8 protein-coding genes are annotated in these 13,919 nt (G+C 67.3%); all 8 read left to right on the top strand.

All coding sequences use genetic code 11. The features are described from left to right. Window positions 1-190 precede the first annotated feature (190 nt). Window positions 191-3,622: a DNA-directed RNA polymerase subunit beta gene (gene rpoB, locus HAV39_RS38555; RefSeq protein ID WP_120317150.1), complete on the top strand. Its 3,432-nt coding sequence runs from the start codon at window positions 191-193 to the stop codon at window positions 3,620-3,622. A gap of 94 nt (window positions 3,623-3,716) precedes the next feature. Further along, entirely contained in the window at window positions 3,717-7,607 is a 3,891-nt protein-coding gene (locus tag HAV39_RS38560) for a DNA-directed RNA polymerase subunit beta' (protein WP_120317149.1), read from the top strand. A 45-nt stretch (window positions 7,608-7,652) separates the two neighbouring features. After that, the gene (locus HAV39_RS38565; RefSeq protein ID WP_191844074.1) at window positions 7,653-8,006 is read left to right on the top strand and encodes a hypothetical protein; all 354 of its coding nucleotides are present in this window, start codon (window positions 7,653-7,655) and stop codon (window positions 8,004-8,006) included. A 237-nt stretch (window positions 8,007-8,243) separates the two neighbouring features. Then, window positions 8,244-8,798 (top strand): hypothetical protein, encoded by a 555-nt coding sequence (locus tag HAV39_RS38570; RefSeq protein ID WP_239120610.1) that lies wholly within the window; start codon window positions 8,244-8,246, stop codon window positions 8,796-8,798. Window positions 8,799-9,329: 531 nt separating this feature from the next. After that, the gene (rpsL, locus tag HAV39_RS38575; protein ID WP_120317147.1) at window positions 9,330-9,713 is read left to right on the top strand and encodes a 30S ribosomal protein S12; all 384 of its coding nucleotides are present in this window, start codon (window positions 9,330-9,332) and stop codon (window positions 9,711-9,713) included. Continuing rightward, on the top strand, window positions 9,713-10,183 hold the full coding sequence (rpsG, locus tag HAV39_RS38580; protein WP_120317146.1) for a 30S ribosomal protein S7: 471 nt from the start codon (window positions 9,713-9,715) through the stop codon (window positions 10,181-10,183). The genes rpsL and rpsG overlap by 1 nt, the downstream gene beginning before the upstream one ends. A gap of 86 nt (window positions 10,184-10,269) precedes the next feature. Continuing rightward, on the top strand, window positions 10,270-12,366 hold the full coding sequence (gene fusA, locus HAV39_RS38585) for an elongation factor G (RefSeq protein WP_191844075.1): 2,097 nt from the start codon (window positions 10,270-10,272) through the stop codon (window positions 12,364-12,366). Between the two features lie 156 nt (window positions 12,367-12,522). Further along, window positions 12,523-13,716 (top strand): elongation factor Tu, encoded by a 1,194-nt coding sequence (gene tuf / locus HAV39_RS38590; RefSeq protein ID WP_120317144.1) that lies wholly within the window; start codon window positions 12,523-12,525, stop codon window positions 13,714-13,716. Window positions 13,717-13,919 lie beyond the last annotated feature (203 nt).

Genomic DNA, 13,919 nt, shown 5'->3' on the forward strand with positions numbered 1-13,919 from the left:
ACGTTCTGCGGAAGCCTGCCGTGGGGACTCGACAGCGGTCGGTGCTTCTGCTACAGTGCTAGTTTGCGCTGCCCTTCGACTTTCCCCCTGCCCGGAATGCCGGATGTCTTTTGACGTCGGCTCTGGACCAGGGGTTGTCGGGTTGCTCGCGTAACGGCCGTTGCACCACCGGTCCTCGGAAGGACGTATCTTGGCAGCCTCCCGCCCTGCGAAGACCAGTCGATCGTCGAGCGCGTTCGCTCCCCGCCGGATCTCCTTCGGCAGGATCACCGAACACCTCGAAGTACCCAATCTGCTCGCTATCCAAACCGAGTCTTTTGACTGGCTTGTCGGCAATGAGTCCTGGCAGTCCCGTTCGTCGGCTCTCGCAGACGCCCGTTCGGGACTCGCGGAGATCCTCGAAGAGATCAGCCCGATCGAGGACTTCTCCGGCACCATGTCGCTCAGCTTCTCCGACCCGCGCTTCGACGAGGTCAAGGCCTCCATCGAGGAGTGCAAGGAGAAGGACCTCACCTACTGCGCGCCGCTGTTCGTGACCGCGGAGTTCACCAACAACTCGACTGGCGAGATCAAGAGCCAGACCGTGTTCATGGGTGACTTCCCGATGATGACGCCGAAGGGCACCTTCATCATCAACGGCACGGAGCGCATCGTCGTCAGCCAGCTTGTCCGCTCTCCTGGCGTGTACTTCTCCAAGGAGCCGGACAAGACCTCCGACCGCGATCTCTCCAGCGTCAAGGTCATCCCCAGCCGGGGCGCCTGGCTGGAGTTCGACATCGACAAGCGCGACACGGTCGGTGTGCGTATCGACCGCAAGCGCCGGCAGGCCGTCACCGTCCTGCTGAAGGCGATCGGTTGGACCAACGACCAGATCCGCGAGCGCTTCGCGTGGTCCGAGTTGCTGATGACCACCCTCGAGAAGGACCACATCGCCGGTCAGGACGAGGCCCTTCTCGACATCTACCGCAAGCTGCGCCCTGGCGAGCCGCCGACGCGCGAGAACGCCCAGACCCTGCTCGACAACCTCTTCTTCAACCCGAAGCGGTACGACGTCGCCAAGGTCGGTCGTTACAAGTTCAACAAGAAGCTCGAGCTCGAGATCCCGATCACGACGGGGACGCTGACCGAGGACGACATCGTCGCCACCGTGGAGTACCTGGCCCGCCTGCACGCGGGCGAGGAGGGCTACGAGGCCGACGACATCGACCACTTCGGCAACCGTCGCCTGCGCACCGTCGGCGAGCTGATCCAGAACCAGGTTCGGGTCGGTCTCTCCCGCATGGAGCGCGTCGTGCGTGAGCGCATGACCACGCAGGACGTCGAGGCGATCACGCCGCAGACCCTGATCAACATCCGCCCCGTGGTGGCTGCGATCAAGGAGTTCTTCGGCACGTCGCAGCTGTCGCAGTTCATGGACCAGACCAACCCGCTCGCGGGTCTGACCCACCGCCGCCGCCTGTCGGCGCTCGGCCCGGGTGGTCTGTCGCGTGACCGCGCCGGCTTCGAGGTCCGTGACGTGCACCCGTCGCACTACGGCCGGATGTGCCCGATCGAGACGCCGGAAGGCCCGAACATCGGTCTGATCGGCGCGCTGTCGACGTTCGCGCGGGTCAACCCGTTCGGTTTCGTCGAGACGCCGTACCGCAAGGTCGTCGAGGGCCGGGTCACCGACCAGATCGACTACCTGACCGCGGACGAGGAGGACCGTTACATCAAGGCGCAGGCGAACGCCGTGCTGATGGGTGACGGCTCGTTCGCCGAGGACCGCGTCCTGGTCCGCCGTAAGGGCGGTGAGGTCGACTACGTGCCGCCGGCACAGGTCGACTACATGGACGTGTCGCCGCGGCAGATGGTGTCCGTCGCGACCGCGATGATCCCGTTCCTCGAGCACGACGACGCCAACCGTGCCCTCATGGGCGCGAACATGCAGCGTCAGGCGGTGCCGCTGGTCAAGGCCGAGGCCCCGCTGGTCGGCACTGGTATGGAGTACCGTGCCGCGACCGACGCCGGCGACGTGGTCGTGGCCGAGGTCGGCGGCGTGGTCGAGGACCTGTGCGCGGACTACATCACCGTGCACCAGGACGACGGCTTCCGCCGGACCTACCTGCTGCACAAGTTCCGCCGGTCCAACTCGGGCTCGTGCGTGAACCAGAAGCCGGTGGTCCCGGAGGGCGCCCGCGTCGAGGCCGGTCAGGTCATCGCCGACGGCCCCTGCACCGACAACGGTGAGATGGCGCTCGGCCGCAACCTGCTGGTCGCCTTCATGCCGTGGGAGGGCCACAACTACGAGGACGCGATCATCCTGTCCCAGCGCCTGGTGCAGGAGGACGTGCTCACCTCGATCCACATCGAGGAGCACGAGGTCGACGCCCGCGACACCAAGCTGGGCCCGGAGGAGATCACCCGCGACATCCCGAACGTCAGCGAAGAGATGCTGGCGGACCTGGACGAGCGGGGCATCATCCGGATCGGCGCCGAGGTCGTGCCGGGCGACATCCTGGTCGGCAAGGTCACGCCCAAGGGCGAGACCGAGCTGACCCCGGAGGAGCGGCTGCTCCGCGCGATCTTCGGTGAGAAGGCGCGCGAGGTCCGTGACACCTCGCTGAAGGTGCCGCACGGCGAGACCGGCACGGTCATCGGTGTGCGCACGTTCTCCCGCGAGGACGGCGACGAGCTGCCCCCGGGCGTCAACGAGCTGGTCCGGGTGTACGTGGCCCAGAAGCGCAAGATCCAGGACGGTGACAAGCTCGCCGGCCGCCACGGCAACAAGGGTGTCATCTCCAAGATCCTTCCGGTCGAGGACATGCCGTTCCTTGAGGACGGCACGCCCGTCGACATCGTGCTCAACCCGCTGGGCGTGCCCGGTCGAATGAACATCGGCCAGGTTCTCGAGGTCCACCTGGGCTGGGTCGCGAAGACCGGCTGGAAGGTCTCGGGCGACGACGCCGAGTGGAAGAAGGCGCTGCGCTCGATCGGCGCGCACGAGGCCGAGGCCAACACGAACGTGGCCACCCCGGTCTTCGACGGCGCGCACGACGACGAGATCGCCGGTCTGCTCGGCAGCACCCTGCCCAACCGCGACGGCACCCAGCTGATCGGCGAGTCGGGCAAGGCCAAGCTGTTCGACGGCCGCTCGGGTGAGCCGCTGCCGGACCCGATCTCGGTCGGCTACATGTACATCCTGAAGCTGAACCACCTGGTCGACGACAAGATTCACGCTCGGTCGACCGGCCCGTACTCGATGATCACGCAGCAGCCGCTGGGTGGTAAGGCGCAGTTCGGTGGCCAGCGGTTCGGCGAGATGGAGTGCTGGGCGATGCAGGCCTACGGCGCGGCTTACGCGCTGCAGGAGCTGCTGACCATCAAGTCCGACGACGTGCTGGGTCGCGTGAAGGTCTACGAGGCCATCGTCAAGGGCGAGAACATCCCCGAGCCGGGTATCCCCGAGTCGTTCAAGGTGCTGCTCAAGGAACTGCAGTCGCTGTGCCTGAACGTCGAGGTGCTGTCCAGCGACGGGGTTGCCCTGGAGATGCGCGAGACCGACGACGAGGTGTTCCGGGCGGCGGAGGAGCTCGGTATCGATCTGTCCCGGCGGGAGCCGAGCAGCGTCGAGGAAGTCTGATGTAAAAGGCGTCCTCCGCGCGCTCCGGCGTGTGGAGGACGCCTCCACCATCAACTGACACTGATGAAGACACGAGCAAAGAGGGACATACAACGTGCTCGACGTTAACTTCTTCGATGAGCTTCGGATCGGCCTGGCGGGCGCTGAAGACATCCGGCGCTGGTCGCACGGCGAGGTCAAGAAGCCCGAGACCATCAACTACCGCACCCTGAAGCCCGAGAAGGACGGACTCTTCTGCGAGAAGATCTTCGGCCCTCAGCGGGACTGGGAGTGCTACTGCGGCAAGTACAAGCGGGTCCGCTTCAAGGGCATCGTCTGTGAGCGCTGCGGCGTCGAGGTGACCCGTTCCAAGGTGCGTCGTGAGCGGATGGGCCACATCGAGCTCGCCGCCGCGGTCACCCACATCTGGTACTTCAAGGGCGTGCCGAGCCGGCTGGGTTACCTGCTGGACCTCGCCCCGAAGGACCTTGAGAAGATCATTTACTTCGCCTCGTACGTGATCACGAGCGTGGACGCCGAGGCGCGTCACCGCGACATGACCACCATCGAGAACGAGATCTTCGCCGAGAAGCGGCAGGCCGAGAACGCCCGCGACGCCGAGATCGAGAAGCGCGCGGTCAAGCTCGAGGCCGACCTGGCCGAGCTGGAGGCCGAGGGCGCCAAGGCGGACGTGCGCCGCAAGGTCAAGGAGGCCGGCGAGCGCGAGATGCGCCAGATCCGCGACAAGGCGCAGCGCGAGATCGACCGCCTGGACGAGGTGCTGGACACGTTCCGCAAGCTCGACTCCAAGCAGCTGGTCACCGACGAGCTGCTCTACCGCGAGCTGCGCGACCGCTTCGGTGAGTACTTCACCGGCGGCATGGGCGCCGAGGCCATCAAGGCCCTGGTGCAGAACATGGACCTCGAGGCCGAGGCCGAGTTCCTGCGCGAGACCATCCGCTCGGGCAAGGGCCAGCGCAAGCTGCGCGCGCTCAAGCGGCTCAAGGTCGTGGCCGCGTTCCTGGCCACCGGAAACTCGCCGCTGGGCATGGTGCTGGACTGCGTCCCGGTCATCCCGCCGGACCTGCGCCCGATGGTGCAGCTCGACGGTGGCCGCTTCGCGACGTCCGACCTGAACGACCTGTACCGCCGGGTCATCAACCGCAACAACCGCCTCAAGCGTCTGATCGACCTCGGCGCGCCCGAGATCATCGTGAACAACGAGAAGCGGATGCTGCAGGAGGCCGTCGACGCGCTGTTCGACAACGGCCGCCGTGGCCGGCCGGTGACGGGTCCGGGCAACCGCCCGCTCAAGTCGCTGTCCGACATGCTCAAGGGCAAGCAGGGCCGGTTCCGTCAGAACCTGCTCGGCAAGCGCGTGGACTACTCGGGCCGTTCCGTCATCGTCGTCGGCCCGCGGCTGAAGCTGCACCAGTGCGGTCTGCCCAAGCAGATGGCGCTGGAGCTGTTCAAGCCGTTCGTGATGAAGCGGCTGGTCGACCTGAACCACGCCCAGAACATCAAGTCGGCCAAGCGCATGGTCGAGCGTCAGCGTCCGGTCGTGTGGGACGTGCTGGAAGAGGTCATCACCGAACACCCGGTGCTGCTCAACCGTGCACCCACCCTGCACCGTCTGGGCATCCAGGCGTTCGAGCCGCAGCTGGTCGAGGGCAAGGCCATCCAGATCCACCCGCTCGTCTGCACCGCCTTCAACGCGGACTTCGACGGTGACCAGATGGCCGTGCACGTGCCGCTGTCCGCCGAGGCCCAGGCCGAGGCGCGCATCCTGATGCTGTCCAGCAACAACATCCTCAAGCCGGCCGACGGCAAGCCGGTGACCATGCCCACCCAGGACATGATCATCGGGCTGTACCACCTGACCCACACCCGTCCCAACATGTTGGGCGAGGGTCGCGTGTTCAGCTCCGAGGCCGAGGCGATGATGGCCTTCGACAACGGCGAGCTGCACCTGCAGGCGCCCGTGCGGATCCGGCTCAAGGGCATCACCTCGGTGGACAACGGGCCGGCCGGCCCGGTCTGGGAGGCGCCCGAGGGCTGGGAGCCGAACGAGCAGGTCATCCTGGACACCACGCTGGGCCGGGTGCTCTTCAACGAGACCCTCCCGGTGGGCTACCGCTTCGTCAACCACGAGGTCCGCAAGGGCCAGCTCTCGGGCATCGTGAACGACCTGGCCGAGCGCTACCCGAAGGTCGCCCTGGCGGCGACGCTGGACGCGCTCAAGGAGGCCGGCTTCCACTGGGCCACCTGGTCCGGCGTCACCATCGGCATGGAGGACGTCATCTCGCCGCCGCGCAAGGGCCAGATCCTTGAGCGGTACGAGAAGGAGGCCGAGCGCTTCGACAAGCAGTACCAGCGTGGTCTGATGACCGCCGAGGAGCGCCGGGGCGAGCTGATCGAGCTGTGGACCAAGGCGACCAACGAGGTGGCCAAGGAGCTCGAGACGGCGCTGCCGCTGGAGAACCCTCTGTGGCGCATGATCCACTCGGGCGCTCGAGGCAACATGCTGCAGCTGCGCCAGATCGCGGCGATCCGTGGCCTGGTGGCAAACCCGAAGGGTGAGATCATCCCGCGGCCGATCAAGTCCTCGTACCGCGAGGGCCTGAGCGTGCTGGAGTACTTCATCTCCACGCACGGCGCCCGCAAGGGTCTGGCCGACACCGCGCTGCGTACCGCCGACTCGGGTTACCTGACCCGTCGTCTGGTGGACGTGTCGCAGGACGTGATCATCCGTGAGGACGACTGCGGCACCGACCGGGCGATCCCGATGCAGATCGGCACGCGTCACGACGGTGTGCTGTCGGTGCACGAGCACGCCGAGACCGGCGCGCACGCCCGCACCCTGGCCGAGGACATGTCGGACCCGTCCGGCAACCTCGTCGCGGCCCGTGGCACCGACCTCAACTCGATCGTCGTCGAGAAGCTGGTCAAGGCCGGCATCGAGGGCGTGCGGGTGCGGTCCGTGCTCACCTGCGAGTCCAAGCTGGGCGTCTGCGCGGCCTGCTACGGCCGTTCGCTGCCGACTGGCAAGCTGGTGGACGTCGGCGAGGCCGTCGGCATCATCGCGGCCCAGTCGATCGGTGAGCCCGGCACCCAGCTGACGATGCGTACCTTCCACACCGGTGGTGCGGCCTCGGGTGAGGACATCACCCAGGGTCTGCCGCGTGTCCAGGAGATCTTCGAGGCGCGCGTGCCCAAGGGCAAGGCGCCGATCGCGGACACTCCGGGACGCATCCGGATCGAGGCGGGCGACCGGTCGAAGAAGATCATCATCGTGCCGGACGACGGCAGCGAGGAGATCGTCCACGACAAGATCTCGAACCGGGTGAAGCTGCGGGTGCACGACGGCTCGCACGTGGAGGTCGGCGAGAAGCTCACCGAGGGCACCATCGACCCGCACGAGCTGCTGCGCATCATGGGTCCGCGCGCGGTCCAGGTCCACCTGACCAACGAGGTCCAGGAGGTCTACCGCTCGCAGGGCGTAATGATCCACGACAAGCACATCGAGATCATCATTCGCCAGATGCTCAAGCGCGTGACGATCATCGACTCCGGCGCGACCGAGTTCCTGCCGGGTGTGCTGGTCGACCGTGCGCAGTTCGAGGGCGAGAACCGCCGCCTGGTCTCCGAGGGCGGCGAGCCCGCGGCCGGCCGTCCGGTGCTGATGGGTATCACCAAGGCGTCGCTGGCGACCGAGTCGTGGCTCTCGGCGGCCTCCTTCCAGGAGACCACCCGGGTGCTCACCGACGCGGCGATCAACGCGCGCAGTGACTCGCTCATCGGTCTCAAGGAGAACGTCATCATCGGCAAGCTCATCCCGGCGGGTACCGGCATCAGCAAGTACCGCAACGTCCGGGTGGAGCCGACCGAGGAGGCGAAGGCCAAGGTCTACTCGATGACCTCGTACGGCGAGACCGACTACGGCTTCGGCCCGGCGTCGGGTGTCGCGGTGCCGCTGGACGACTTCGACTTCGGGTCGTACCGGTAATCGCTTGAAGTGAGATCACGGCGTCCCCCGTGTCGTTTACACGGCATGGGGGACGCCGTTTTCGTGTCCGGGGCCGACCGGGATCCGGCCGATCCGGAGCCGGTCGCCGACAGCAAGGCCACCGCCGCGTTCGGGCTCGGCCTGTTGGCCGCGGTGACCGGCCCGGCCGTGGGTGGGATCGTGCCCGCCACGATCGCCCTGGCCCTGGCCCGCCAGGCCCGCGAGGAGCTGCGTACGGGCGAGGGCTGGCGCACCGGCGCGGGCCGGGTGCGCTGGGCGGAGCGGCTGGCCTGGCTCGGCCTGGCACTGGCCGGCCTGAGCCTGGTCGCGCTGACCGTGTGGCTGTTCCTGCGCGGGGTGCACTTCGGCACCCAGGACTTCCCGCCCACCGTCGACTGACCCGCCCCGGCCTCGGACTACTCCCGTCTGGTTGATCATGAACTTAAGGCAGGGTTCGACGGCGTGGCGTAAGCACAACTCCATGATCGTTGCGGTGGATGGCGGCTGTCGCCCGCATGATCTGTTCTTGTGGACGCTGGAGGTTGCCAGAGCAGCGTCCGGCGTCCACGAAAACAGATCATGGGCCGGTCGGTGGCGGCGGGCGGGCGGTGGCCGGGACGTGGCAGGATCGGCGGCGTGACCTACCAGCAGCCTCCGGCGCCGCAGTGGCCGTCCGTGCCGTCGGGCCAGCAGCCGCCCGTGCCGCAGCCGCAGTGGCCGGTGACGGTCCCGGCGGGTCCGCAGCCCCCTTCGGTGCCGGGGCCGGCCGCGCAGGCCGTGACCGGGCCGCAGCCGGTGAACTACCCGCCGCCGGTGCGGGTCGAGGTCGTGCCGGGCACGCCGTACGGGTTGGCGGTGCTGGGCGCGCCGAAGACCGCCTCGGGCGTGGCGGCCAGCGCGCTGGTGGTCGGGGTCGGCTCGATCCTGGTGTCGCTGGTGGTGTGGTGCTTCGGCGTGGCAGGCGCGCAGCAGGGCTGGGGCGGGCTGGTCGCCGGCGCGTTCGCGGCGCTGGCGATCCTGCTCGGCGCGGCGGGTGTGCTGCTCGGCTGGCTCGGGATGCGCCAGATCCGGTTGGCGGCGGGCAACATGACCGGCCGCGGGGTGGCGATCGCCGGCCTGGTGTGCGGCGCGGTGGGCCTGCTGCTGGCCGCGGTGGGTCTGCTCACCGCGATCGTGCTCAGCTCCCGCTGAGCCGGCTCGGCGGCCGCTCCGCTGCGCTGCGCAGCCGTTCGCCGCTGGGTCTGCCGGTGCGAGCTACCTCACGGTGCGGTATCCCGTTCGGGCCCTGGGAATCGAAGAGGTAGACTGGCTGTCGGAGTTCGCACTGACGGCGGGCTGGTCGCTCGGAACGACTGGTTGCCTCGCATCGACGAGGGGTCGGGTCACCCCGTTTTGACCAGTGGGCCATCGGTTCGGTACTCTTTCCCCTCGTGCCCGGGCTTGCCCGGGCCCCTCGTGCGTGCGCCGACGCGGGCGAAGTCCGACCACTGGTCGGACGGCCCGTAGCACCACGACAACGACAGACTCCGACAGCTCGAGAAATCGAGCCGCCGGGCCCGTGCGCCGGACGACACGCCCGACCGCGGGGGTCGGCACTTGTCGCGGATCACTCCGAGACAGCGCCGATCGCAGCAGTTCGGGCCGCATTCGCGGCCACGGCCACACATAAGTTTCCGCGGCGGGAAGCCACGGAGAGGAAGCAAAAGGGAGCGGAGAACACCGGTGCCCACAATCCAGCAGCTGGTCCGCAAGGGCCGCCAGGCGAAGACGAGCAAGACCAAGACGCCGGCGCTGAAGGGGAGCCCCCAGCGGCGCGGTGTGTGCACGCGTGTGTACACCACGACGCCCAAGAAGCCGAACTCGGCACTGCGGAAGGTCGCTCGCGTCAAGCTGAGCAGCCAGATCGAGGTCACCGCGTACATCCCGGGTGTCGGCCACAACCTGCAGGAGCACTCGATCGTGCTCGTCCGCGGCGGCCGTGTGAAGGACCTGCCCGGCGTGCGCTACAAGATCATTCGCGGCTCGCTCGACACCCAGGGTGTCCGCAACCGCAAGCAGGCGCGTAGCCGCTACGGCGCGAAGCTGGTCAAGGAAGGGAAGAAGTAATGCCTCGTAAGGGCCCCGCTCCGCGTCGGCCGCTGGCCGCTGACCCGGTGTACAACTCGCCGCTGGTCACCCAGCTGGTCAACAAGATTCTGCTGGCCGGCAAGCGCCAGCTGGCCGAGCGTGTCGTGTACGGCGCGCTCGAGGGCTGCCGCGAGAAGACCGGCACCGACCCCGTGGTGACGCTCAAGCGCGCCATGGACAACGTGAAGCCGACCCTCGAGGTCCGCAGCCGCCGTGTCGGTGGCGCGACCTACCAGGTGCCGGTGGAGGTCCGCCCGGTCCGCGCGACCACGCTGGGTCTGCGCTGGCTGGTGACGTACTCCCGCGCTCGCCGCGAGAAGACGATGATCGAGCGCCTCATGAACGAGCTGCTCGACGCCAGCAACGGTCTGGGCGCCGCTGTCAAGCGTCGCGAGGACACGCACAAGATGGCCGAGTCCAACAAGGCCTTCGCGCACTACCGCTGGTGAACAACGTGGAGCCGGGCCGATCCGTCGGTTCCGGCTCCACAACCTTGACTTTCCGGGACTGAGTCCCACTCCGAAAGGATCGTGAAGTGGCCGCCGTAGACGCCGCCCTCGCCAAGACCCGCAACATCGGCATCATGGCGCACATCGACGCCGGTAAGACCACCACCACCGAGCGGATCCTGTTCTACACCGGTATCACGCACAAGATCGGTGAGGTTCACGAGGGCGCTGCCGTCATGGACTGGATGGAGCAGGAGCAGGAGCGTGGTATCACCATCACCTCCGCTGCCACCAAGTGTGAGTGGAAGGGCCACACGATCCAGATCATCGACACGCCCGGCCACGTCGACTTCACCGTCGAGGTGGAGCGTTCGCTGCGCGTGCTCGACGGCGCCGTCGCGGTCTACGACGGTGTCGCCGGTGTGGAGCCGCAGACCGAGAACGTGTGGCGCCAGGCCGACAAGTACAACGTGCCGCGTATGTGCTTCGTCAACAAGCTGGACCGCACCGGTGCGGACTTCTTCCGCTGCGTCGACATGATGATCACCCGTCTCAACGCCACCCCGCTGGTGCTGCAGATCCCGATCGGTCTCGAGGGCGACCACATCGGTGTCGTGGACCTGCTGGGCATGCGCGCGCTGACCTGGCGCGGCGAGACCCAGAAGGGTGAGGACTACGCGATCGAGGAGATCCCGGCGAACCTCGTCGAGCAGGCCGACGAGTGGCGTACCAAGCTGCTCGAGACCCTGTCCGAGGCGGACGACGCGATCATGGAGAGCTACCTCGAGGGTGGCGAGTTCACCGTCGACGAGCTCAAGGCCGCGATCCGTCGCGCCACGATCGCCGGCAAGCTGAACCCGGTCGTCTGCGGCTCCGCCTTCAAGAACAAGGGCGTGCAGCCGATGCTGGACGCGGTCGTCGACTTCCTGCCGTCGCCGCTGGACATCCCGGCCATCGACGGCACGCTGATGGACGGGGAGACCCCGGCCGAGCGGCACGCCGACTCGAGCGAGCCGTTCTCCGGCCTCGCCTTCAAGATCCAGACTGACAAGCACCTGGGCAAGCTGACCTACGTGCGCGTCTACTCGGGCACGCTCGACTCGGGCACCGCGGTGATCAACTCGACCAAGGACCGCAAGGAGCGGGTCGGGAAGATCTACCAGATGCACGCCAACAAGCGCGAGGAGCGCCCCCAGGCGTTCGCGGGCGACATCATCGCCGTGCAGGGTCTCAAGCAGACCACCACCGGTGACACGCTGTCCGACCCGGCGCACCCGGTGATCCTGGAGTCCATGACCTTCCCGGACCCGGTCATCTCGGTGGCGATCGAGCCGAAGACGAAGGCCGACCAGGAGAAGCTGGGTGTCGCCATCCAGAAGCTCGCCGAGGAGGACCCGACCTTCCGCGTGAAGCTGGACGAGGAGACCGGTCAGACGGTCATCTCCGGCATGGGCGAGCTCCACCTGGAGATCCTCGTCGACCGCATGAAGCGCGAGTTCAACGTCGAGGCCAACGTCGGCAAGCCGCAGGTGGCGTACCGCGAGACGATCCGCCGCACGGTGGACAAGCTCGAGTTCACCCACAAGAAGCAGACTGGTGGCTCGGGTCAGTACGCGAGCGTCATCATCGGCCTCTCGCCGCTGCCGCTGGACGCCCCGGCGCAGTACGAGTTCGTCAACGCCGTCACCGGTGGCCGCATCCCGAAGGAGTACATCCCTTCGATCGACGCCGGTGCCCAGGACGCGATGCAGTACGGCGTGCTGGCCGGGTACCCGCTGGTCGGTGTCAAGCTGACGCTGCTCGACGGTAAGTACCACGAGGTCGACTCGTCGGAAATGGCGTTCAAGATCGCCGGTTCGATGGCGCTGAAGGAAGCGGCCCGCAAGGCCGACCCGGCGATCCTCGAGCCGATGATGGCAGTCGAGGTCGTCACCCCCGAGGACAACATGGGTGACGTCATCGGCGACCTGAACTCCCGCCGTGGCATCATCCAGGCGATGGAGGAGCGTAGCGGCGCCCGCGTCGTGCGCGCTCTGGTGCCGCTGTCGGAGATGTTCGGCTACGTCGGCGACCTGCGGTCGAAGACGCAGGGCCGGGCTAGCTACAGCATGGTATTCGACTCCTACGCCGAGGTTCCCGCGAACGTGGCGAAGGAGATCATCGCTAAGGCCACCGGAGAGTGACCGCGGTGGTGAGGTCGGCGCGAGCCGGCCTCACCACGGCTGAGTTCTCCAGGTCTCAGCACAGCAAGGAAGCGCCGGCGACCCCGGCGGGCAAAGGTCCTAAGCGCCAGTCGGCGCCGTCGGGCGAACGAACCAACAGTCCACAGGAGGACACCAGTGGCGAAGGCGAAGTTCGAGCGGACTAAGCCGCACGTCAACATCGGCACCATTGGTCACATCGACCACGGTAAGACGACGCTGACGGCGGCCATCACTAAGGTCCTGCACGACAAGTTCCCGGCACTCAACCCGTACACCCCGTTCGACGAGATCGACAAGGCGCCGGAGGAGAAGGCTCGTGGTATCACGATCTCCATCGCGCACGTCGAGTACCAGACGGAGAACCGGCACTACGCGCACGTTGACTGCCCGGGTCACGCTGACTACATCAAGAACATGATCACCGGTGCCGCCCAGATGGACGGCGCCATCCTGGTGGTCGCCGCCACCGACGGCCCGATGCCGCAGACCCGCGAGCACGTGCTGCTGGCCCGCCAGGTCGGCGTGCCCTACATCGTCGTGGCGCTCAACAAGAGCGACATGGTTGACGATGAGGAGCTGCTGGAGCTGGTCGAGCTCGAGATCCGCGAGCTGCTGTCGAACCAGGAGTACCCGGGTGACGACCTGCCGGTCGTGCGGGTCTCCGCGCTGAAGGCGCTCGAGGGCGACCCGAAGTGGTCCGAGGCGCTCATGGGCCTGATGGACGCGGTCGACTCCGCGATCCCGCAGCCCGAGCGTGAGGTCGACAAGCCGTTCCTCATGCCGATCGAGGACGTTTTCACGATCACCGGTCGTGGCACCGTCGTCACCGGTCGCGCCGAGCGCGGCATCCTCAAGCCGAACGAGGAGGTCGAGATCGTCGGTATTCGCGAGAAGTCGATGAAGACCACCTGCACCGGCATCGAGATGTTCCGCAAGCTGCTCGACGAGGCCCGCGCGGGTGAGAACGTCGGTCTGCTGCTGCGTGGCATCAAGCGCGAGGACGTCGAGCGCGGCATGGTCGTGGTCAAGCCCGGCACGACCACCCCGCACACGGAGTTCGAGGCGTCGGTCTACATCCTCTCCAAGGAGGAGGGTGGCCGTCACACCCCGTTCTTCCAGAACTACCGGCCGCAGTTCTACTTCCGCACCACCGACGTCACCGGTGTCGTCACGCTGCCCGAGGGCACCGAGATGGTCATGCCCGGCGACAACGTCGAGATGTCCGTGAAGCTCATCCAGCCGATCGCCATGGAGGAGACCCTCCGCTTCGCGATCCGCGAGGGTGGCCGCACGGTCGGTGCCGGCCGAGTCACCAAGATCACCAAGTGATCTAGGCGGGCGCCCCGCTCTCGGGCGGGGCGCCCGCACTTTACGTGTACGCAGGTCGGGCCTGTTTTAGTGAGCCCCGGCACCCTGATTTCACAATGCCGTACCCGATACGGCATAATGAACAGGTTGCGTTGCGAGCGGTCGCGCCCAGAGCAGTTCAAGTTGCACCGGGTGTGCCGCCGCGTGGCGTGGGGGGTCTTCGG

Source organism: Catellatospora chokoriensis (assembly GCF_011297315.1).
Lineage (GTDB): Bacteria > Actinomycetota > Actinomycetes > Mycobacteriales > Micromonosporaceae > Catellatospora > Catellatospora citrea.